This window comes from Alphaproteobacteria bacterium, from assembly GCA_002869105.1.
Lineage (GTDB): Bacteria > Pseudomonadota > Alphaproteobacteria > UBA7879 > UBA7879 > UBA7879.
On record PKTP01000010.1, the window covers coordinates 40340 to 61392 of the forward strand.

Genomic DNA, 21053 nt, shown 5'->3' on the forward strand with positions numbered 1-21053 from the left:
CCTTCGTTGTTACGGTTTCTTTGCCATCTCAGCTGCAACGACCCACATAAAAATCGGCATGTTTTGTCTATGAAACTTCTTGATAACGCGTCATAATTTTAACCAGTTCATCCCCCTGATGGGCAACAGGGGAAGCGGTTACCGTTAAAGGAATAAAGGTGTCCTCATAAGCAATGGGAAGACTTGCCTCTTGTCCTGGGAAGGTATGCAAAACCCCAATGTCTTCTTTTTCCAGATGTACTTTGCCCAGTTCACAGGAAAGTTCAAAGATACCTCCCCGGGGCGCTCTCAATCGATGATAATCATCTTCTGTGCACCACCACGCTTGGCTGACTGGATTGTGCGCGTTGGTGACATAGTTCAAGATGCCGTCAAGGGTTGTCTTTGCGGTTTCAGAGCAATAGCTCTCTTTTGAGCCCAGCTCATAAGTGAATGCCTTTTTAGGAGACACGTTTGTTTCACCCGTGTGCCTATTCCATTGCTCGGTGAAATGCCAGAAAGGATAGAAAACCGCCTGATTGAAGCATGGGCTAAAGCGGCAGGGGGTTGTAATAAAATGCTGGGCTGTAAAGTTTAACAACCGTTTATTCAGCAAATATTGGGGGGTGTAAAGATAAGGCTTAGAAATTGAATCACAATGCAAATCAAAAATATAATCAGCGTCCAAGGCCTCTTGATGCAAAATCAAAGCCAACTGTGTTTCTGGCGGCTGACCAGCTGAAGCGTTTACCAAGATATCCAATCGTTCTTTGAGGGCGTGTTCAAAAACGTGAATGGCCTGATCATATCCAAGGTGCGCATGTGTATTGATAAAGCGTTCACACTCAAAAGCTTCAAAAAAATCAGAGGCAGAAAGCAAATTCACAAAGCCGCGATTCCAATTCATCCCGGTTCGGGGATCAAATCGCCCATAGCCATATTCACCCATTTTAGTATCAAAAGCTGCTGGATTCGCCAATGGCAGCAGCTTGAAATCAAAGGGCAAATCAGATTGGGCCAGTCGCTCTTGCAAGTGGCGAATAACAGCAATTCCCTGAATCTCAGCGCCATGTAAAGCTGCTTGCATATAAACCCGCGCCTTGGGTTTGGAAACTGAACTTTGATAAAAGGTCAACTCATAAGCATTGCCAGAGGCTAGGGTTTTCAGCGCACGCTGATAAGATTTCATGGTTGACACTTCATACATCCATCATAAACTGTTGCCACACGCCCGGTTAAATAATAGCCATCTGAACGCTTTTCAACGTACATTTCTTCAACGGCTGTCCGGACTAAAATTTCATCTTCTAAAAAGCCTCTTTGATGACCGGCAAACACAGCCGCTACTGAGCCACTGCCGCATGATTGGGTAATCCCCACTCCTAATTCCCAATGGCGGATACAAATTTCACACTCATTAATGCGGTGCACAAAATGAACATTAATACCCATCGGATACTGCTTTTGAACCTCTTGTCCAATACGATCAATATCCAATTCTGTCACGTTCTCTGTCCAAAGAACCAAGTGGTGATTACCTGTGGAAACATGCAGGGGGTTCTTCAATTTTTCAGGACAGGGGTTAGAAAACACTGTGTTGTAAAGAGCAGGCCATCCCAGTTGAGCCATGAACACATCACCACTAAGCTTTTGACACTTGTGAATGGAATCATGACCTGTTTGAATATAAAGCTGGGTTAAGCCAAAATTATTACCATTAAGAATATATTTGGTGACCGCCCGCAATCCATTGCCACACTGAAGAGCGGTTGACCCATCGGCATTATAGACAATCATTTTAGCATCAGCTTTTGATGACTGTCGAATGATCAAAAGTTGATCAGCGCCAACACCGTTATGCCGATCACATAGGCGCTGAGCACTTTCTTTGCTCCATTTATGTTCAGCCACCCGTTCATCCACAACGATAAAATCGTTCCCTGAGGCAGTCATCTTTCGAAAGAAAAACATCGCCTACCTTAACAAAGTTTCTAGGGTGGTAGCAGCCGAGGACTTCTCATCACGATACTTGACAATCAGCGCACAATACTTAGAAAGGCCTCTTTCGTTTGCCCATCCAGAAGACAGCGCTCGTGAACCTGGAATCACAACCGCATTTTCTGGAATATCGGCCCCCTTCTCTAATTGCTTTTCATTGACCAAATCATAGACATCAACAGATTTTGTTAGAGTCACAGCCGGTGCAATCACAGCCCGTTTGCCAACACGAACACCATCAAGAATCTGGGATCCAGCGCCAATAAAGGCCCCATCTTCAACAATCACAGGCTGGGCTGATATCGGCTCCAGGACACCTCCAATTTGAACATTGGTGGAAAGGTGAATATTTTCACCAATCTGGGCACACGACCCCACCAAAACGTGGCTATCAATCATGGTTCCGGCGCCAACATACGCACCAATATTAACATAGCTTGGCGGCATAATGACAACCTGCGGGCCAATATAACAACCGGGACGAACCGTTGTTCCTGTGGGCACAACTCGGACTTTATCTGCCAGAGAAAAAGCGCGCGGACGCAAAAAATCCTTATCAACATAGCCCGGCCATTCATGAATTTCTGTCATTTCCGACTGCTTAAAGATCGATAAAATACCTTCTTTAACCCACCCATTAACTTGCCACCCATTTCCCTTGGGTTCGGCGGCCCGGATGTCACCTGTTTCAAGCTTCCCTAAAAAATCTAAAAAATCTTCTGGCTTTAAATCGTGGCGCACAATTTTCCTCTTTTATCTAAATAAACCAATTTTCCATACCATGAATGGAATTTTCAATTTTTTCAATACTTGATAAATCCTTCAAAGATAGGGGCAACCTAACATCCGGCCTGATTTCAAAGAGATGTGATAAAACCACCTTGATGGGAATTGGATTCACGGTTTGCTCCAACCCCTCAAAGATGTCCAAGGGATCCGTCACCGAACCGGCCATACATCCTCTCACATAGGCTTTTGTTTTTTCAGGCCAGGCGTTTGCCATCACAGAGATCAACCCAACAACACCCTCTTTGGCATAGGCATGAAAAAGGGAATCATCCCCTAAGTAAATCGGCACTTGGGGGGCTTTTTTCTTAATCTCTTGAAGCACATCAAGGCCTGGAGCTGAGTGTTTTAACGCTAACAAGTTCGGATGCGATGCCAAAGCAGAAATCACCTCCGCCGCAATCGCAACCCCCGCGCGGCCCGGATGATTATACAAAATCACTGGATGGTTGGAGGCGTTAAGAACAGAGTCAAAGAATTCTTTTTGCCCTTCAGGCCCGGGTCGGAAATAGGGTGGTAGAGAAATCAATATGGCTTGAACCTGGCGATCATTCACTTGCCGGATGTTTTCTAACACCCGGTCATGGGAACAGTCCGTCACCCCAACAACAAGAGGGACTGTCAAATCCATCTTCTGAGCTATATCCAGCACAGCAACTCGTTCTTGCGGGGTTAGGGAAAAGGCTTCTCCAGTACTTCCCAAAACCAACACCCCACATCCTTGGTCTTGCTGCTGTTTCACCAAAAATTTCAGGGCGTCATCGTCAACACCTGTCTCTGAAAAAGGCGTAACCATCGCGGTAATGACGGGCCAGTCTTTTAAATTATCACGATGTAATGTGATCGAATTTTTCATACATCAATTCCTCATAATCAATCAATCCTACCCAGCTAGGCTCGCCCATTAAAAGGCGCGCAGCGCCAACAGCTCCCTGGGCATACATGGCACGGGAACGGCTTTCATGTTCAACGGTAAGTTTTTCTCGAGCATTTTCCAAGGTCAGCCGGTGAATGCCCGCATAATCCTCTTTCCGATCCGCTGTAATCTCAACATTGGGCCAGTTTAAATCATGCGCCAATCGCAAAGCCGTTCCGCTTGGTTTATCTTTTTTGGTCACATGATGCACTTCATAAACAGACGCTTCCGGGCTTCCCAAAAGCTCGCGCGCACCGGCTAACTTTCGCGTGACATAGAAAAAGAAATTCATCATGGGACTAAAGTTTGCCGCTCGAATCCACCCCACGTTTTGCTGCCGCAACAGGTGATCAAGATCGGCGGGCCACTGCACCGCTGTGCTCCCAGTCACCACTGGTTTTCCGGCTTCAAGCAAAAGAGGAATAAGATCCGTCATCGTTGCGCCATCGACAAAAATAATCGAGGCATCTGCCTCCCTCACCCGTTCAAGCGTTGGGGGATTTTTGCTCGAGAACACATGGGCGATTTCTTCTTGTTTTAGATGTTCTTGAACATACTGACCTGTTTTTCCTGGACCAATAACATTAAAGCGCATGTTTTCTCTCCTTTTTCAAATCACACCAGCCATCATGAATTTTTTTCAAGGTGATCTCAAACGATTCACATGAATGACACGCAACCGACGCCAATGAATACGGAAACGTCTCTAAAGCTATTTCGATGGGAAAACGGTCCGCCAACAGGCGCAGCGTTACTTGGTCAAAATGATGCAACCATACTTTAGACTGGTGATAGGTAATCACAGAATGCTGATCATCATGATGCTCTGAAATTAACGTACCTGATTGGCCAGGATCCAACGAAGATTGAACCCACAAAGGAATACCAGATCGCTTTAAAGGCTCCAATGTTCTAGGGTGCAAAACCCGGGCACCGTAGTGTGAAATGCGCTCGGCAAATGCATAACTCATTTTTTCAATGGGGGGCGCTTCAGGGACATAGCGGGGATCAACTGTGTAGATGCCGGTTACATCTGTCCAAATGGTTAAGGCCGGCACCTGCATTGCCTCAGCAACAAGCGCGGCCGAAAAATCACTCCCTTCAAACCCAAGGGTGGTGGTATGGCCCTGTTCATCACTGCCCACAAATCCCTGCGTCAAAAGAGGCGTCACTGAAAAATCACGGGCCTGAACCAAATGATCCATATTCTGTTTAATGGCAGATATATTAGGCTCTGCTGCTCCAAACAGGCTGTTGGTTTTGATAAGTTGAGCCGCGGGGACAAAATGAAAGGCGCCCAACTCATTTAAAATGAAAGCCGATAAATATTCACCATAGGCCAAAACACGATCCCGAAATGCATCGGAATAATCCGCCACAGTGAACTCTGCTTTTAACGCCTTCAAAATGTGAATAAAACGGGTCGTTTTGATCGAATTAAAGGCCAATTCTGTTAAAATTTCGTCATAAATAGCCCATATTTTTGACCAAATTTGGTCAAAAGCTGGGGCATTTGATTGGCGATGATATAAAACCAAAAGGTCTAAGATTTGGGTGATTTTCCCATTCGCGCTCACGATAACAGCTTGATATTTATGTTTTTTTATAAGATCCAAGCATCTTAGAATACCAGAAGCTGTGGCCAGCGACGATCCCCCAAATTTTGCAACAGCACTCCGCATCATCTCCTCAAATGATGGTAAAGGTTCATGTTCGCAATAGCCGCGCCCGCCGCGCCCCGCGTTAGGTTATCTCCCAAAGCACAGAAACGAATATGGCGATCCGTCAACCCGGTCTGCAAGCGCCCCACATGTACCCGCATATCATTGGCTGATAGGCTTTTAAGGGGTTGCGGTGCTGTTGGATCATCATGGAATATCAGCATACCATCATGGCTTTGGCCCCACTGAGTGATGATCTTTTGTGCGTCCACCACTGATAAAGGCTCTGTTAACTCAAGCTCAATAGAAGCCATATGCCCCACCCGGACCGGCACACGGTTACACTGCACAGAGATAGGCTGGTTCGGCACCTGAAACAACTGTCTCAATTCAGCGATGATTTTACATTCTTCATCCTGGATATAAGGCACCACATTCCCAAGCAAGTCCATGCTCGAAACCCCTGGATAACCTGCACCACTGGCAGATTGAAGCGTTGTCATTGAAAGCGTCTTCACAAGACCTGCTTCATAAAAAGGCGCAAGCGCCAACGATACAATTGCCACCACACAATTAGGATTGGTCACAATCATGCCTTTGTTCTGCGCTGGCAGGGCTTTTTTGAGCACTTCACGATTAATTTCAGGAACAATCATCACCGCTTTGTCACTCAATCGATGGGCTGCCGCATTGCTAAACACAATGTGCCCTTTGTCAGCCAGAGCTGGCTCCATTGTTTCCGCAGCGTCCGCCGGCAAAGCCGAAATCACATAAGGGCTTTCAAGGTCTTCAAGCGATTTAAATGTGAGCGCCTTTATTTTTTCAGGACAGGGCGCCAGCAAAAGCCAGTTGGTTTCTGCTTCATACACTTTTCCCTGCCGTTTTTCAGAGCTGATCACTTCCACAATTTCAAAGGTTGGATCATCCGCCAACGCTGTAATAATTGATTGACCAACCATGCCAGAGGCTCCCATAAGCGCAACTGAAGTTTTCATGTTAAACCCTGCCTTCATTCAAAAAGTTTTGCGCCAAATCCACCGCCCGCCCATCTATCGCATGATCAAGGCCCGGAACCATTTCAAGCCGCACATCACCGCCAGCCTGCTTTAATCGAACACACGCTTCTGTGCCCCGCGCTGGAACAACAACTGCATCTGCTGTGCCGTGAATCAATAAGTACCGAACGGCTGGATCACATTTTTCGGGCACAAAGGGCAACCCGCCTGAAAATCCAATAACCGTCTGGGCCAATGTATCTCCCCAATGATTCAGGGCCAGCGCAATCATGGCCCCCTGGGAAAATCCCATAACCACTGTCTTTTCAGCCGGCACCTGATAGAGCTCTTGATAGTATTTAATTTCATCGCGCAAAAGCGGGATGGATTCTTCCAATCCTGCGTGTAGCACAGGCTCAGACAGTTCCATAATTTCAAACCACATCGCACCTGCTGTATCTAGTGGATGGGGATGAGGGGCGTTCGGCACCATAAAAAGAGCTCGGTGATACTGGTCTATAAAAGCGCTCGCGAGGGGCGCTATATTTTCTGCAGTGGCGCCATAACCATGGATGATAAAAAAAAGCATGTCAGGATGGTCGCAACAACCGACTTTTATGTAACGTAGGTGAGCCATTAAATTCTCAAATATTTGGGCTTTAACTAGTTGTATAGTTAGAAATTTGATAATATCTTAATTGATAGTGAAGTTAAAATGTTAAATACCGTTAATCGCAAGTTTTTTTTGTGCCTGGCCTTGTTTTTCCCTCTGCAAGAAACCCTGTGTGATGCCCCTAAAGATTGGCAAATAGGATTTCAACCGGCGGCAAGTCCTGTTATGGAGCAACTGACGTCGTTCCATAACCTTATGTTAATCATCACTGGTTGCATTGGTGGGTTTGTTATTTTCCTTATTGGCTGGGTCTCCTGGCGATACCGAGCCAGTAAAAACCCCACACCAGAAACCTGGTCACATAACACCCTGCTAGAAGTTGTGTGGACAGCCATCCCTGTGGTGATTCTGCTGTTTATGGCGTATCCCTCTTTCAAACTTCTCTATTACATGGATGCAGCGCCCAAAGCAGACATGACCATCAAAGCCATCGGCAAACAATGGTACTGGACCTATGAATATCCTGATCATGGTAATTTTAGTTTTGACAGCTACATGATTCCCGATAAAGATTTAAAGCCGCATCATCTCCGCCTCCTCTCCGTTGACAATCCTGTTTATGTGCCTGTTGGCAAAAAGATTCGTGTTTTGACAACTGCCAATGATGTCATTCATAGTTGGGCCCTACCAGCGATGGGCGTTAAAAAAGATTGCGTGCCAGGGCGCATTAATGAAACCTGGTTCATGGCCACCAAGCCTGGTATTTACTATGGTCAATGTTCCGAGCTATGTGGCCCTCAACATGGCATGATGCCCATTGAAGTACATGTCGTTTCTGAAAAAGAATTTGATGCTTGGATCACTGAGGCCCGTAAAAAATATGAATAAATGCAAGGAATAAACCATGTCTAGCACACATCCCAAAGGTTTGACGCGTTGGCTCTGTTCAACCAATCACAAAGATATCGGCACGCTCTACATTATCTTTGCGATTTTTGCCGGTCTCTTAGGTGGCATCTTATCGATGATGATCCGCATACAACTCATGTCACCCGGGAATGGTTTCATCTCTCCAGACAACTATCAATTTTATAATGTTGTTATTACTCTGCACGGGCTGTTGATGATCTTTTTTATGGTGATGCCAGCTTTAATTGGCGGCTTTGGCAATTGGTTTGTACCACTGATGATTGGCGCGCCGGACATGGCTTTTCCCCGCCTTAACAACATCAGTTTTTGGCTACTAATCCCTGCGCTTCTCATGATGTTTGGCGCCTTTTTTGCTCAAGGCGGGGCCGGCACTGGCTGGACATTTTATCCCCCTTTGAGCGGTAAATCCTTTGGTCACAGCAGCGCTGCCACAGATTTTATGCTGGTCGGCCTTCATATTGCAGGGGCTTCCTCTATTCTAGGAGCCATCAATTTTGTTGTAACCATTCTCAACATGCGCACCCCAAAAATGACTCTCCACAAAATGCCGTTGTTTATCTGGGCCATGCTCATCACCTCTTTTCTATTAATCATTTCTGTGCCCGTCTTGGCCGGGGCCATTACCATGCTGTTAACAGATCGAGGGTTTGCCACCTCCTTTTTTGATCCTGCAGGTGGCGGTGATCCTGTTCTCTTTCAACATTTATTCTGGTTTTTTGGTCATCCTGAAGTTTACATCATGATCCTTCCAGGTTTTGGGATCATCAGCCATGTCATTGCCACTTTTTCCAGAAAGCCCGTCTTTGGCTATTTGGGCATGGTGTATGCCAGTGTAGGGATTGGTGCGGTTGGCCTCCTTGTCTGGGCACACCACATGTTCACTGTAGGCATGAGTGTCGACGTCAATGCCTACTTCACAGCCGCAACCATGATCATTGCTGTTCCCACTGGCGTTAAAATTTTCAGCTGGATCGCCACCATGTGGGGTGGATCCATCTCTTTCAAAACACCGATGCTCTTTGCCATTGGCTTTCTAGTGCTGTTCACCATCGGGGGACTAACCGGGGTTATTCTCGCCAACAGTTCACTCGATATCGCGCTTCACGACACCTATTATGTCGTTGCCCACTTTCATTATGTTCTGTCGATGGGATCATTGTTTGCTATTTTTGCAGGCATTTACTATTGGATTGGTAAAATGTCTGGCCGACAATATCCAGAGATCCTGGGAAAGATACACTTTTAGCTCACCTTCATTGGCGTTAACCTTGTGTTTTTCCCCATGCATTTTCTAGGGCTCTCCGGCATGCCCAGACGCGTGGCTGATTATCCCGATGCCTTCAAAGGATGGAATTACGTTTCAAGTCTTGGGGCTTGCCTCTCTTTCAGCGCGGCCCTGTTTTTTATTTTTGTGATGATTTACACTTTATGCCGCGGCAAGAAATGCCCGGCCAATCCATGGGGACCTGGCGCTGACACTCTAGAGTGGACCGTCTCTTCACCGCCGCCATACCATAGCTTTGATCACCAACCCGACATAAAATAAGCACAGATGACTCCTTTGACACCCCCAAAAATAAACACATCTGCCTTAGATCAAGATCTTTTTAAATCTTATTGGCACCTTCTGAAACCACGGGTGATGGTTTTGTCTATTTTCACCGCCCTGATTGGCATGGTGGCTGCTTCCCATGCAGGCCTCTCATCTCTCAATGGCATTGCTCTCATTCTCATTGCCATGGGCGCCGGCGGCGCGGCTGCCCTAAACATGAGTCTTGAACCTCACATCGACACGATGATGAAACGAACGCAGGAAAGACCCATCCCCGCAGGCCTTGTTTCTGCAAATGAAGCATTTATGTTGGGGATGCTTCTTTCAATCAGTGCTGTTTTTCTGATGGCGCTTTTAATTGGGTATATGCCCGCCTTTTTACTTGGCTTAACCATCCTGTTTTATGGCTATTTTTATACCCTTATTTTAAAGCCAAACACTCCCTATAACATTGTTTGGGGCGGCATCTCTGGAGCTCTTCCGCCTGTCATTGGTTGGTTTTGCATCACTGAACAGGTTTCCTGGATCCCGCTTTATTTATTTGGGTTGATTTTTTTATGGACCTTGCCCCATTTTTGGGCGCTGGCTATTCAGTTTAAAGCAGATTATCAAAGGGCAAACATCCCCATGCTCCCCAGTACCCATGGTATCCCGCACACAAAAAATCAAATTTATCTTTATTCATGGATAACGGCGATCTTTGGGGTTTTACCTTATGTGCTTGCGCCCCAGGAATGGATCCTAAGCGCGATGGCTTTGTATTTAGCCGTGAAATTGATTCACATGTCTCATCAGCTTAAGGCGGAAAAGATCTCTCCCATGTCCCTGTTAAGTATAGTATTTTATACTTATTTGCCATGCATCTCCTTCTTGTGGTTTACTTAAAAATAGATTTCCAAGGAATATAGATGCGTAAAAATTCACCCCAACAACGATCCAAGAATATATTTATTGGGGCTATCATTGGGTTCTTCATAGCTCTGATTTATGTGGCAACGCTCCTCAAACTAAAGTCGTGAATCAAAGACAAAACACAAAAACGCTCATCCTTTTATTAAGTCTTGTGTTAGCCATGATTGGCCTGTCGTTTGCAGCGGTTCCCCTCTATCGGATTTTTTGTCAACAAACTGGTTATGGCGGCACCACCCAAGTTGCCACAACTTTTGCCAAAGAAATAAAAAACCGGCGCTTTATCATCCGTTTTACGGGCACTGTCAATGGAAGTTTGCCCTGGAAATTTCAACCTTTGCAAAAAGAAATTTCCATTCGTGCGGGTGAAAGCGCGTTTGCCGTTTATCATGTCGTCAACACCAGTGATCAACCTGTGGTGGGGATGGCCACCTACAATGTAACGCCCGATAAAGCGGGTGGGTATTTTAATAAAGTGGAATGTTTTTGTTTTCTAGAACAACGTCTTGAACCTCATCAATCCGTTGATATGCCGCTGCTATTTTACATTGATCCTGAGATTACCGAAGACCCATCTATGAATGATGTTGAAACCATCACCCTTTCCTACACTTTCTTCAAGTTTAAAGGCATACCTTCACAACATGTCAAAGGGGTTCAAACCCATCGCCTGATGCCAGCTCCAACCTAAGCGTAGCTAACGCGCTCACTCACCTGGTAGGGTTCAATATTTAAGTTTTGATAGGCTTGTCGCCAGAGGTTTTGCGCAGGGGTATTAAAAATTAGATTGCTTTCAGCCGGGATCGAAAGCCAATCACCTGCCTTAATTTCATTTTCCAATTGACCTTCAGACCATCCAGCATACCCAATGGCAACAATCATTTTATCAGCTGAAATGGACTCTGGCGCGTTTTGCGCTAATTTAAAATAATCAATGCTGGATGACAGCGCAATATCTGACGTGATTGTTGTTTCTTTCACTTTGGGTGCTGTTTTCATCAAAGGTTCATGCAAAATAAACCCCCGATTGACATCCATTGGCCCCCCAAAATAGAGCCGTTTATCAGCAAAACTAGGGGCACTTTTCAAATCCAACTGAGCCATTAACTCCATGAAAGTCACTGTCTCTAGCGGCCGATTGATCATCAAACCAAGGGCGCCCTCATCATCGTGGCTACACACGAAAATGACCGAACTGCCAAAAACATCATCCGCAACATGGGGGGTGGCGATCAAAAGATGGCCTTTCAGCGAGGTTTTTTTGATACTTTTCTTGAGTTTTTCAATCATTGATTTTATTGGTGGAGCCAAGCGGGCTCGAACCGCTGACCTCTACAATGCCATTGTAGCGCTCTCCCAACTGAGCTATGGCCCCATCTCAAAGGTTAGTCACAAAATAGCATGATTTTATCTTGGTGCAATTAAATTATCGCACACCCCAAGAAAATCACCTGAGATGTGCGATATCGTTATCATTATAGCTGCTATTTCTTAAGCTGATTTTCTGCTGAAGCAGGCGCCACATCGCTAGAAACGTCTTCTGAAATGGCGATGGTGCGCGGCTTGCGCTCTTCTGGAACTTCCCGCTGCAGAGAAACGGTTAGCAACCCATTACGAAGAATCACATCCTTAACTTTAATAAAGTCTGCAAGTTGAAAACTTTTCTCAAACCCCCGCATGGCGATGCCTTTGTGCAGGTATTCAATTTTATCTTCAGCCGTATTTGTTGTCGCTGCTTCGACCTTAAGGGTATTATCATGCAAAGTCAGTTGGATTTGGTCTTTGGTAAACCCAGCAACTGCCATCACAATTTCATACTGGTTTTCACCAATTTTTGCAATGTTGTAGGGGGGATATCCTGTGGGTTTGTCTTGGGCTTGCAATGTTCCTGGATCAAACATGTCAGCCAGCCTGTCAAAGCCAATGGTAGAGTGAAAAAGGGGTTTTAAATCAAATGAAGTCATTATTATTCTCCTTAAAGCAATAATTGTTATTTCACCACGCCCGAAGCACGTAGCTTAATAATAATTTAATAAAGTCGATTTAAAATTTCAAGGGGAAAATGCCGACTCATTAAGAGAGCAAACATCATGTTATACGCCTTCGAAGGCGCCACAACATTTGGCTTGCCTCCTTGAGTGATGATGGATTAAGCAGTGCCATTTGTTGTCTAAATTGATCCCAATAAACATAGTGTGATAGCCAATTAACATTAAAGATAATACTCTGAAAATCCTGAAAATCGATTGGCCCAGCCTCAATAACAAGAAATTTTTAAAAAGCCCTCAACCGCCGCTGAAGGTGGTGCTTTCCTTCCATGTTCAGGATAATATGATTGTGAAAAAAAATATATCGATAAAGCTCAAAATCGGTATGGCTGTCCAGTCCATAGACAGGAGAAAATTTTTGATGAAAAAGAAGATTTAAACTATCAATGTGTTTCTTCAAGTCCATCACGCGAGCCATTCGTAAGAGCCCCACCAAAAAACTTTGTTGTCCAGGAAGCGGAAATCCATAAGTGTGAATAGCTTCTATTCGCCATTGATCCGAAAAAATGTATGGCAGAACATTAAGAACGGTCTGCTTCTGGTCATCAGTAACCCGGGAATCATCCAAAACCATCTGGCCATGACCGTCTTTCAAGGCATCAAACTCTTCAAGGACAGCCTCCCTAAGAGAGGGTGGTACAGGATATTCATATTCCAGCCCTTGGACTGACAGCTCTTGATAGCCCTTTGCCAGCACACCATCCCAAACCATCAGCGCAATCCACAGCATCCACTTCATAATTTTCTCTTTCTTTGAATAATTTAGCATAAGTCCAATACAAAATGAATCATGTCACCCGGAGGAGCAGCGCGACATGAGGATCTAGAGAAGCTGCCACAGCCAAGGCGCTCCTGCGCAAGGACGATTAAAAATAAAAATACCGGCTCTCACTAACAAAAAAAGCCCCAAAATCGGGGCTTTCTTCAAAAAGTGCATTTAAGGATTGAGCGCTTAAACAGCCACTTCATCTTCAGTTGGTTCTGTCGCTTGATCGTGCTGTTGATCACCCTCAGCAGGCTCTTCTACTACAGCTGGCTCTACTACAACCTCTTCTACTACAGCCTCTTCTACCACTGGTTCACAGCTGGCTCTTCTGCTACAGCTACCACCTCAGGCGCATTCCCAGGCGTCCAGTTTTTGTCAAAGCCAGGAAACCGAATCGTCAAGATAGACTCACCTTTAGCATCAACACTGGCTGATCCAAAGGAAATAGCCCCCGTCTCTGGGTCAAGCGTTACTCTGGCAACCTTAGCAAAAACATCTACCAATGACGTAAGAGTATGCTTCAATTTAGCGCCCACGCCTACTTGGGCTTTGTTCATCTCAGCAACCCAGCCACGATACACATCCAGGTCATTCCCCTGGAAGCCAATCCAATCATGTTCAGTTTTATTTTCATAATCCGTTTTCAAAAGATTAAGGATCTGCATATCAAAAGTTAGTTGCAAAGTGGGGTCTGTCAATTCCCTCTTAGCATAAAAGGCAAAATGATTAGCTTCATCACCAAAAACAAATGACCCATTTCTAGCATCCGATGCATAGGCGATTACTGTTGGCAACAGCCCCCTTAAATCAGCATAAAAGGCCTTTCCATCAACAAAATCAAATCCATTCATCACTGTCGACATTTGCTTTAACAAAACTGTGCTGTTCTCAGCCACCTGCAGCCACTTCCTGGCTTTATCAGCGTATTCACCGCCTGCTTTACTAATCTTTTCAAGCTGTTTAGCCAATTTCTCATTACCAAACATCGCCGCAATATCCTGCGACCACATCATGGCATTTTCAGCATGCCCTCGCATGGTAGGATACAGCTCTTCCAATCGATCAAGGAAATACTCGGTCGCCGAAACCCCTTTTTTAAAAAACCGCTTAAAATCAAACCAGCACTGGCCGCAACAATCTCTTTTAACCTTTGCAGCTGATGCTATTGGCTCTTCAGTGTTCAACAAAGCCAAAGCAGGAACCTGTGCTTCAGAATCTTCTGCATGCGTGTTTTGAACCGCCGTCACCACACTCTTCGCCTGTCTCGGTACGGCTGCGCCAATAAGATCACTATCGACGCCTTTCATCGCATCTGTTAAGTCAGCCCGCCCCCCAAATGCTAATAAAAGCACCGGTAAAAAAAGAAAATATTTTAAATTAAATTTTGTCATTATTTGCCTCATTCATGTTAGATGGTTAATGCCCCTCGGCATGTTAAAAGTATGGCGGATCGCCTCCTACTTTTCAGTTAATTTATGGGATATTTTTAAAAAAATATCGTGTTACCCCCTAAATCTAAGGACTTTGGATATTGATGCAGTTACGCTATAGTTACTAAAAAAAACAAATGGCACCCATGGCTCAAAATCCGATTGTCTTATGCATTCTTGATGGTTGGGGCGAAGCAACTGCAGCTCCAGACAATGCCATATCCTCCGCCCATACCCCAACTTGGAATCGAATCAAATCAACATATCCCTTCAGAACGCTGGGTGCTAGTGGTCCAGCCGTGGGCCTACCTGAAGGTCAGATGGGCAATTCAGAAGTGGGGCATATGACCATTGGCTCAGGTCAAATCATGTTTCAAGACTTGCCGCGCATCAGCAAAACCATCGATGATGGCACGCTCCCCCTGAATCCCGCTCTGCAGGACTTGATCTCAACGCTCAAAAAAACAGGAGGGGCCTGCCATATCATGGGCCTTGTTTCCAACGGCGGTGTTCACAGTCACATTAATCATATTAAAGCGCTGATGGGAGAACTGCATAAAAACGGTATCCCGGTATACCTTCATGCCTTCCTGGATGGCAGAGATACCCCTCCCGCCAGTGCCAAAATATTTCTCCAAGAATTGATCCACTTCTGTCACCAAAAGCCGAATGTTGACATCGCCACCATCAGTGGACGCTATGATGCCATGGACCGTGATCAAAACTGGCAGCGCACTGAAAAAGCATATAACGCCATCGTTAGTGCACAGGGACCTATTTTTCAAGATCCGCTGACAATGATTGATCACCTGTATCAACAGGGCATCACTGACGAATTCATCCCCCCTCATGTAAATCAAAACTACCCCGGCGTTGGGGCTCATGATGCCTTCCTCATGGCTAATTTTAGGGCGGATCGGGTCCGTCAACTTCTCACCGCCCTTACGGCTGAAGACTTCAAAGATTTTAAGCGCGTGCAAACAGTTTTTGATCACCGCTTTTATGGCATGACGGAATATGCCAGTTGGCTAACCCCTCTTATCACCGCCCTTTTCCCCTCCCAGATGCTCCAGCAAACCCTTGGTGAAGTACTGGAAGAGCAGCAGATGACACAATACCGCCTTGCCGAAACAGAAAAATATGCTCATGTTACCTACTTTTTTAATGGCGGTCGAGAAGACCCATTTGTCGGGGAAGAGCGCTTGGTCATCCCCACCCCTAAAGTTGCCACTTACGATGAAAAGCCAGAAATGGCGGCCTTAGAGCTAACAGACCACCTGTGCAAAGCCATCGAAAGTCAGCGGTATGATTTAATCGTCGTCAACTATGCCAATGCTGATATGGTCGGGCACACCGGCAATCTTCAAGCGTCCATCAAAGCCGTTGAGGTTCTTGATACTTGTCTCAACAAGATAGAAGCCAGCGTTCTTACAGCAAGGGGGAAACTTCTCATCACGGCAGATCATGGCAATATTGAACAAATGCTCAGTGAAAAAAATGGCAAGCCTCATACAGCTCATACGTGCTCGCCGGTTCCAGCGGTTTTGATCGGTGCTGATCGAACCTTTCATGATTTGCCGGCAGGCCTTGCAGATATTGCCCCAACTATTTTAGACTTACTCAATATCAAAAAGCCATCTCACTGGGATGGTCAATCCCTTTTAACGCCGGGCAATTCATGAAAAGACCGTTATTTCTTCTCCTCTCCCTATATTTAACATCCCCCCCTCTCCAGGCCGAGGTCATTCCAACCCTGAATCAAGCCATCAAAACAGATGCTTCCTATAAAAAAATCAATCAACAGCTGGTGGAGCTGTCAAAACAAAACCGGTTAACGGAAAGACAGCTCAGCCAAAATGAAACGAAACTGTCTGAACTTGATAAAATCAGGCGCCTCAAAACAGCCACACTCAAGAAGATGCATGAACAAATGCAAGAGCTGATCAGCGCCATTGGCCGCCTCTCACGGCATGGGCCAGATAATCTTCTGCAGGCATCCATTTCTCCTGATGAATTGATCCGGGGCATTATTCTGATGCGGTCACTCATGAAATGGGCCCATCAAAACAATTTAGTCTTACAGCATGAGCTTGGAAATTGTACGTCTCTTCGCCAAGAAATGGACACAGAAAAGACCAAGCTGGAGCAAAACCACCTTGTCTTACAAAAACAATCCCAGAAAATGAAAAAGCTTTTAACGCAGCGGCGATCTCTTCTTCACAAAGAGCTTGAGAAACGTCGAAAAATTGCTGAGCAGGTCAAAAGGATGGCACAAAAAGCGAAAAACATTCGAGACTTGGTCGGCAAAATTTCCAACAAACAGCAGCATCAAACCCTGACTACCATTAGCCCAGACACCACCGGTCGCTATGAAATTCTCCCTGTGCAGGGATCTATTATTAAAAAATTTGGGGAGGTTTCCCCAGAGAATCTAGATGGTCTTGGCGTTCTCTTTAACACACGCCCAGGTGCTTGGGTGATTGCTCCCACCACAGGTCAAATTGTTTTCGCAGGTCCATTCCGCCAATATCAAAATATGATTATTATCAGACACCAACGGCAAGGATATTTCACCATACTTGCTGGTCTGGGAACTTTATCTGCCGATGCAGGCCAAACCGTTGACACAGGGGAGCCCCTCGGCAATATGCCCGCTGGGCCAACAGCACACCTTTATCTTGAGCTGCGCAAGAACGATCAAACACTCAATCCCATGAAGTGGATTGAAGGCGTTCACTAAGATGAAAAGCCATCTCTATATCATCATCTGCACTTTCTTCTGGTCGTTCAACCTTGTTGCTAACTTGTCTGAAGCAGAAACCTTAACACGCTATTTAAAGGCCTTAGAACACATCCAGAAATACCACCCCACGCTCAGCCAGAAAAGCTTGGTTGAACGGTCAATCGATTCACTTGCTCAATCATTGGATGCCCACGGAAAGCTTATTGACATGCATGAGCAAGCAGATCTCCATCAGCAACTTCGGGGCGAGTTTAAAGGTATTGGCGTTTTTATTCAGAAAAAATCCCCACATTTTATCATTGATAGGGTGTTAAGCCATTCACCAGCTGAAAAAGCCGGGATTGAAGCCGGTGATATCATTCTGGCCATCAACAACGTACAAACAACTGGGTTAACCCTGAAACAAGTGATGCAGCACGTTCAAGCGGATCATCCTCAGGGTGTTAAATTCTCCTTACAAAGGCATAACGATACGTTTGATTACACCTTGAAAAAAGAAAAAATACCCCTCAGTGAACCAAAGCTGACCTATATGAAGGATGTTGCCATTCTAACAATCCCTTCTTTTCTTTCTAAAAATTTTACGGCAAAGCTTCATGAACGCATCAAACAGATTGATGAAAAAAAAGCGAAAGGCTTGATTATTGATCTGCGAGGAAATGGCGGCGGCCTAATTGAATCCGGACTTACGTTATGTAACCTCTTTATTGAAAACAAAGTCATCACCCAAGTTCAAGAACGTGGCACTTCAAACATTAAAAAATATCTGAGCGGGGGTGGGCTTCTTTTTCCAAACCTCAAAATCATCATCTTAGTGGATGGTGAAACGGCCTCCACATCAGAAATTGTCGTTGGCTGTTTCAAAGATCATAAACGGGCGTTAATTGTAGGCAATCAAACTTTTGGCAAAGCCTCCATCCAATCATTGATTCGCATCCATCAAGACTGGCTACTCCAGCTTACAACCCATCATTATCTAACGCCCAACGGCACCTCCATTGATCAACAGGGCATCAAACCAGATGTGCCACTTTCTCCAGAAACCTCCAACGATTCAGTGCTGGAGAAAGCATTGACTCTCCTCAACACGGGTCATCCTCTTCAAACAAACAACCCTGACGAAACCTCAAAAAAGAGCCAAATATCGGCGATCAACCACCCTCAAAAACCAACCGTAGCATGATTACTATTTATACAAATATCACCTCTCGCTCACTGTTGGATCGCTTTCAAAAGCTCATGTTGCCCATTGCCTATCGCTTTATGCCCCTGGATCAGCACCCAGAAAAGACCGCGGCGATCTTTCTCATGAAGGATGAAGGGTCTTTGTCTTCAAGCTCTTTCCCGCCGCCAGGATCCACCGTCATTCTGATTACCCAACAAGACTCTCTCTCTTCCAACCAAAAGTCTGTAAAAATATATCCATTGAAAATCCCTTTTCGCATTCAAGAGTTGAAAATCCTACTCAAAAAAGCAGCGAGGATCTGCTTAACACATGGCTCCATTCAATTAGCCTATGAAAAGCGCATACTGCTCTGCACAGCGTCCAATAAGAAGGCAATCCTCACCGAAAAGGAAGCGCATATTCTTTTGATTCTTTTTCAACACCCCGATCCAAAAGGGCTTTTAAAGGCTGACTTGCTGTACAAAGTTTGGGGATACAAGTCAGACATGGAAACGCATACCTTAGAGACCCATCTCTATCGTTTGCGCAAAAAAGTGCGGGATGAGCTTGGGATAGCGCTGATTGAAACAGGACAGAACCGGGTTTTTTTAGAAAGAAAAACATAGAAGGAATGGCTGGGGTGGCAGGATTCGAACCTGCGCATGACGGTATCAAAAACCGCTGCCTTACCGCTTGGCTACACCCCAATTTAATATCCAAAACATAATGACCCTGCCCAAAAAAAGCAAGTGTCTTTTTGCGCGCATTACTTAGTCAACCTTTCTCTGGCTTTATTGAACACTAGCAACGCCTGCAGCGCTGGCTGTCTCTTGACGTTCTCCTTGATTGTAGAATTGCTGAACAACGCCTTCAACAAAAGTTTCAATAAAACGCGCCGGGACTTTTGAATCTTTAGATCCATGCGGCTGCGCAATTGTCTGATCCCCCACCGTTAAATGACTGCCGCGTCTGGTAAGTTTATGGCGCACATATTGCATAAAATGAGAGCCGCTTCTCCCCATCTGTCGGGCTTGCTGGTTTAAAATCTTTCCTAAACTGCTGAACTTTAAACGGGATTTTTTCCTAAGGTCCTCGAGTGAACGCTCAAGGTCTACAAGAGCCGCTGCTGCAGCGGCGCCTGTGGCAGCTGATCCCGCCGCAGATGATGAAGATTGCGTCTTTTGTCTTTGTGTATGCTTCTTACGACTCTGTTGTTTTTTCGTTTGTTTCGTAAGTTGCGCCCGCGCTGCCGCATTTTTTTGTGCCATATCCTTTTGCGGGTCTGCTTGCATAATTTGATCTAAGAGAGACTGCTTCACTTCATCTCGCATTCTTACCAGCGCTGCAGCAGGATTTTCCTCCCCTTCTTCTGCAGCTTCAAGAGCAGGTAACTCTCTCACAATGCCCAAAAGAACTTGGTAAGCTGTCTGATTGCCTTTTGCATCTGGGTTCTCAATAATCTCATCCAGCCAATCCAAATACATTAATTCCAATTCTTGCTGGGTTGGCAGAGGAATAAGATTACTATTTTCACCCCCTAAAATTGTTTTGAATCGTGCATAATCTCGGTGGTGCTCCAAAATAAGTTGAGTCAATGATGCCCCCGACTCACCAATATAACCGGTGAAAGAAGGATCCTCAATCTGCACACCTTCAAGGTCCACAGAAGACTTTGAGTTAAGATTTTTGAGGGGATTCATTGAATCACTCAGGCCATTATAAGCACTGACTTCAATTCCTCGCTTATCCTCTCTTAAGTAAATACCTTTGGCTGCAACGACTTCTCCTTCAGGGTTAATAATAAACGTTCGTGGAACACCTGCTTTCATTTCACCATAGGGAAGCTTAATAAGTTCATGCGCATGTGAGTTTTTGGCTCTGGAGAAAAAAGGAACTGGCCCCTGAGCGTTCCAAAAATAGTGCAGTGTTAAGCGATCACTCATGCCCTTAATATTTTGAAGCGTCCCATATGGATAGGTCACTTGAGCTTTATCCTGGTAATGGAGGTAAGAAAGAACGCTCAACGTCATCCGTTGGAATTGCTTGAATGAGTCTGCATAATTCTGTTCAGACAGTTTTTTTAAAAACCCGCTTTCTAATACTGCGCCTATGCGGCTCTGAGTATAGAGAGTTGTCACACTAGAGGCGATATATAAAGTTGCTCCATGATAGCTTGCTGTAGCGTTTTGAAAAGCCACCATAAGATCATTGTTTGGATCTTTTGCCGTTTTTATTGAGCGCGGGTTTATAAATGTTCTTTTATACGCCTCTACAAAAGAGATAATGCTCCCTTGAGCCATGGTAGCAACTTGAGTATCAACGGGTGATAAAGGATAATTTGTTCCATCAACACACCATTTTTTCTGAAAAAATGGCTGCAGCAGGCACTGTTGCTGATCATCCGAGAGATCTTCATGCTTTCCAACTGGAAAAACCACTGCCTCTACTGACAAAGAAAAAATAAAGAAAAGAAGAAGATGTTTCATAATAGTTCTATATAACATTTAAAAGGATATATTAATGTTTTTTAAAGATTTCAAGGTTGTTAATACTCATGAAAAA

20 protein-coding genes, 2 tRNA genes and 1 pseudogene are annotated in these 21053 nt (G+C 45.1%); 8 read left to right on the forward strand and 15 right to left on the reverse strand.

The window, feature by feature from the left end:
• Nucleotides 1–67 precede the first annotated feature (67 nt).
• From C0582_04975 to C0582_05010, 8 genes are read right to left on the reverse strand one after another with little or no spacing between them, the layout of a single operon-like run.
• Nucleotides 68–1186: a hypothetical protein gene (locus C0582_04975; GenBank protein PLX29236.1), complete on the reverse strand. Its 1119-nt coding sequence runs from the start codon at nucleotides 1184–1186 to the stop codon at nucleotides 68–70.
• On the reverse strand, nucleotides 1165–1950 hold the full coding sequence (gene dapF / locus C0582_04980; protein PLX29237.1) for a diaminopimelate epimerase: 786 nt from the start codon (nucleotides 1948–1950) through the stop codon (nucleotides 1165–1167). The genes C0582_04975 and dapF overlap by 22 nt, the downstream gene beginning before the upstream one ends.
• A gap of 3 nt (nucleotides 1951–1953) precedes the next feature.
• Nucleotides 1954–2718: a 2,3,4,5-tetrahydropyridine-2,6-dicarboxylate N-succinyltransferase gene (locus C0582_04985; protein PLX29238.1), complete on the reverse strand. Its 765-nt coding sequence runs from the start codon at nucleotides 2716–2718 to the stop codon at nucleotides 1954–1956.
• Between the two features lie 16 nt (nucleotides 2719–2734).
• Nucleotides 2735–3619, reverse strand: a complete 885-nt coding sequence (dapA, locus tag C0582_04990) for a 4-hydroxy-tetrahydrodipicolinate synthase (protein ID PLX29239.1) — start codon at nucleotides 3617–3619, stop codon at nucleotides 2735–2737.
• Complete coding sequence (locus tag C0582_04995) at nucleotides 3591–4274, reverse strand: hypothetical protein (GenBank protein ID PLX29240.1); 684 nt, start codon at nucleotides 4272–4274, stop codon at nucleotides 3591–3593. Before C0582_04995 ends, dapA begins: the two co-directional genes overlap by 29 nt.
• Nucleotides 4264–5364, reverse strand: a complete 1101-nt coding sequence (locus tag C0582_05000) for a hypothetical protein (protein ID PLX29241.1) — start codon at nucleotides 5362–5364, stop codon at nucleotides 4264–4266. The genes C0582_04995 and C0582_05000 overlap by 11 nt, the downstream gene beginning before the upstream one ends.
• Nucleotides 5361–6353: an aspartate-semialdehyde dehydrogenase gene (locus C0582_05005; protein ID PLX29242.1), complete on the reverse strand. Its 993-nt coding sequence runs from the start codon at nucleotides 6351–6353 to the stop codon at nucleotides 5361–5363. The genes C0582_05000 and C0582_05005 overlap by 4 nt, the downstream gene beginning before the upstream one ends.
• The gene (locus tag C0582_05010; protein PLX29243.1) at nucleotides 6337–6972 is read right to left on the reverse strand and encodes a hypothetical protein; all 636 of its coding nucleotides are present in this window, start codon (nucleotides 6970–6972) and stop codon (nucleotides 6337–6339) included. The genes C0582_05005 and C0582_05010 overlap by 17 nt, the downstream gene beginning before the upstream one ends.
• Before the next feature lie 78 nt (nucleotides 6973–7050).
• Here C0582_05010 and coxB point away from each other — a divergent pair, with 78 nt between their 5' ends.
• The 4 genes and pseudogenes from coxB to C0582_05030 all read left to right on the forward strand — a co-directional run bounded on the left by coxB (nucleotide 7051) and on the right by C0582_05030 (nucleotide 11030).
• Nucleotides 7051–7836 carry a cytochrome c oxidase subunit II gene (coxB, locus tag C0582_05015; GenBank protein ID PLX29244.1) on the forward strand — a complete coding sequence of 262 codons (786 nt, stop codon included), beginning with the start codon at nucleotides 7051–7053 and terminating at the stop codon, nucleotides 7834–7836.
• 16 nt (nucleotides 7837–7852) lie between these two features.
• Nucleotides 7853–9424 (forward strand): annotated as a pseudogene (gene ctaD / locus C0582_05020) (cytochrome c oxidase subunit I).
• Between the two features lie 6 nt (nucleotides 9425–9430).
• Nucleotides 9431–10315: a protoheme IX farnesyltransferase gene (locus C0582_05025; GenBank protein PLX29245.1), complete on the forward strand. Its 885-nt coding sequence runs from the start codon at nucleotides 9431–9433 to the stop codon at nucleotides 10313–10315.
• Nucleotides 10316–10445: 130 nt separating this feature from the next.
• On the forward strand, nucleotides 10446–11030 hold the full coding sequence (locus C0582_05030) for a cytochrome c oxidase assembly protein (GenBank protein PLX29246.1): 585 nt from the start codon (nucleotides 10446–10448) through the stop codon (nucleotides 11028–11030).
• Here the strand turns inward: C0582_05030 and C0582_05035 are convergent.
• The 5 genes from C0582_05035 to C0582_05055 form a co-directional block, all read right to left on the reverse strand.
• Nucleotides 11027–11629, reverse strand: coding sequence for a hypothetical protein (locus tag C0582_05035; GenBank protein PLX29247.1), 603 nt, complete (start codon nucleotides 11627–11629; stop codon nucleotides 11027–11029). The genes C0582_05030 and C0582_05035 overlap by 4 nt on opposite strands.
• Nucleotides 11630–11638: 9 nt before the next feature.
• Nucleotides 11639–11714: transfer RNA gene (locus C0582_05040), tRNA-Ala, on the reverse strand.
• A gap of 109 nt (nucleotides 11715–11823) precedes the next feature.
• Nucleotides 11824–12303 carry a hypothetical protein gene (locus tag C0582_05045; GenBank protein PLX29248.1) on the reverse strand — a complete coding sequence of 160 codons (480 nt, stop codon included), beginning with the start codon at nucleotides 12301–12303 and terminating at the stop codon, nucleotides 11824–11826.
• Nucleotides 12304–12613: 310 nt separating this feature from the next.
• The gene (locus tag C0582_05050) at nucleotides 12614–13126 is read right to left on the reverse strand and encodes a hypothetical protein (GenBank protein PLX29249.1); all 513 of its coding nucleotides are present in this window, start codon (nucleotides 13124–13126) and stop codon (nucleotides 12614–12616) included.
• Between the two features lie 329 nt (nucleotides 13127–13455).
• Nucleotides 13456–14544 (reverse strand): hypothetical protein, encoded by a 1089-nt coding sequence (locus C0582_05055; protein ID PLX29250.1) that lies wholly within the window; start codon nucleotides 14542–14544, stop codon nucleotides 13456–13458.
• 176 nt (nucleotides 14545–14720) lie between these two features.
• Between C0582_05055 and C0582_05060 the strand changes: the two genes are divergently transcribed.
• From C0582_05060 to C0582_05075, 4 genes are read left to right on the forward strand one after another with little or no spacing between them, the layout of a single operon-like run.
• Complete coding sequence (locus tag C0582_05060; GenBank protein PLX29251.1) at nucleotides 14721–16265, forward strand: 2,3-bisphosphoglycerate-independent phosphoglycerate mutase; 1545 nt, start codon at nucleotides 14721–14723, stop codon at nucleotides 16263–16265.
• Nucleotides 16262–17323, forward strand: coding sequence for a hypothetical protein (locus C0582_05065; protein PLX29252.1), 1062 nt, complete (start codon nucleotides 16262–16264; stop codon nucleotides 17321–17323). The genes C0582_05060 and C0582_05065 overlap by 4 nt, the downstream gene beginning before the upstream one ends.
• Before the next feature lies 1 nt (nucleotide 17324).
• Nucleotides 17325–18509: a hypothetical protein gene (locus C0582_05070; GenBank protein ID PLX29253.1), complete on the forward strand. Its 1185-nt coding sequence runs from the start codon at nucleotides 17325–17327 to the stop codon at nucleotides 18507–18509.
• The gene (locus C0582_05075) at nucleotides 18506–19117 is read left to right on the forward strand and encodes a hypothetical protein (GenBank protein ID PLX29254.1); all 612 of its coding nucleotides are present in this window, start codon (nucleotides 18506–18508) and stop codon (nucleotides 19115–19117) included. Before C0582_05070 ends, C0582_05075 begins: the two co-directional genes overlap by 4 nt.
• Nucleotides 19118–19123: 6 nt before the next feature.
• Here C0582_05075 and C0582_05080 read toward each other — a convergent pair.
• Together C0582_05080 and C0582_05085 are read right to left on the reverse strand one after the other, a co-directional pair.
• Nucleotides 19124–19198: transfer RNA gene (locus C0582_05080), tRNA-Gln, on the reverse strand.
• An 84-nt stretch (nucleotides 19199–19282) separates the two neighbouring features.
• Nucleotides 19283–20995 carry a hypothetical protein gene (locus tag C0582_05085; GenBank protein ID PLX29255.1) on the reverse strand — a complete coding sequence of 571 codons (1713 nt, stop codon included), beginning with the start codon at nucleotides 20993–20995 and terminating at the stop codon, nucleotides 19283–19285.
• Nucleotides 20996–21053 lie beyond the last annotated feature (58 nt).

What these genes read in the sequence shown, in the direction of transcription:
- C0582_04975 (PLX29236.1), bottom strand. Translation starts at nt 1,186, where the DNA reads ATGTATGAAGTGTCAACCATGAAATCTTATCAGCGTGCGCTGAAAACC.
- dapF (PLX29237.1), bottom strand. Translation starts at nt 1,950, where the DNA reads ATGTTTTTCTTTCGAAAGATGACTGCCTCAGGGAACGATTTTATCGTT.
- dapA (PLX29239.1), bottom strand. Translation starts at nt 3,619, where the DNA reads ATGAAAAATTCGATCACATTACATCGTGATAATTTAAAAGACTGGCCC.
- C0582_04995 (PLX29240.1), bottom strand. Translation starts at nt 4,274, where the DNA reads ATGCGCTTTAATGTTATTGGTCCAGGAAAAACAGGTCAGTATGTTCAA.
- C0582_05000 (PLX29241.1), bottom strand. Translation starts at nt 5,364, where the DNA reads ATGATGCGGAGTGCTGTTGCAAAATTTGGGGGATCGTCGCTGGCCACA.
- C0582_05005 (PLX29242.1), bottom strand. Translation starts at nt 6,353, where the DNA reads ATGAAGGCAGGGTTTAACATGAAAACTTCAGTTGCGCTTATGGGAGCC.
- C0582_05010 (PLX29243.1), bottom strand. Translation starts at nt 6,972, where the DNA reads ATGGCTCACCTACGTTACATAAAAGTCGGTTGTTGCGACCATCCTGAC.
- coxB (PLX29244.1), top strand. Translation starts at nt 7,051, where the DNA reads ATGTTAAATACCGTTAATCGCAAGTTTTTTTTGTGCCTGGCCTTGTTT.
- C0582_05025 (PLX29245.1), top strand. Translation starts at nt 9,431, where the DNA reads ATGACTCCTTTGACACCCCCAAAAATAAACACATCTGCCTTAGATCAA.
- C0582_05035 (PLX29247.1), bottom strand. Translation starts at nt 11,629, where the DNA reads ATGATTGAAAAACTCAAGAAAAGTATCAAAAAAACCTCGCTGAAAGGC.
- C0582_05045 (PLX29248.1), bottom strand. Translation starts at nt 12,303, where the DNA reads ATGACTTCATTTGATTTAAAACCCCTTTTTCACTCTACCATTGGCTTT.
- C0582_05050 (PLX29249.1), bottom strand. Translation starts at nt 13,126, where the DNA reads ATGAAGTGGATGCTGTGGATTGCGCTGATGGTTTGGGATGGTGTGCTG.
- C0582_05055 (PLX29250.1), bottom strand. Translation starts at nt 14,544, where the DNA reads ATGACAAAATTTAATTTAAAATATTTTCTTTTTTTACCGGTGCTTTTA.
- C0582_05060 (PLX29251.1), top strand. Translation starts at nt 14,721, where the DNA reads ATGGCACCCATGGCTCAAAATCCGATTGTCTTATGCATTCTTGATGGT.
- C0582_05065 (PLX29252.1), top strand. Translation starts at nt 16,262, where the DNA reads ATGAAAAGACCGTTATTTCTTCTCCTCTCCCTATATTTAACATCCCCC.
- C0582_05070 (PLX29253.1), top strand. Translation starts at nt 17,325, where the DNA reads ATGAAAAGCCATCTCTATATCATCATCTGCACTTTCTTCTGGTCGTTC.
- C0582_05075 (PLX29254.1), top strand. Translation starts at nt 18,506, where the DNA reads ATGATTACTATTTATACAAATATCACCTCTCGCTCACTGTTGGATCGC.
- C0582_05085 (PLX29255.1), bottom strand. Translation starts at nt 20,995, where the DNA reads ATGTTATATAGAACTATTATGAAACATCTTCTTCTTTTCTTTATTTTT.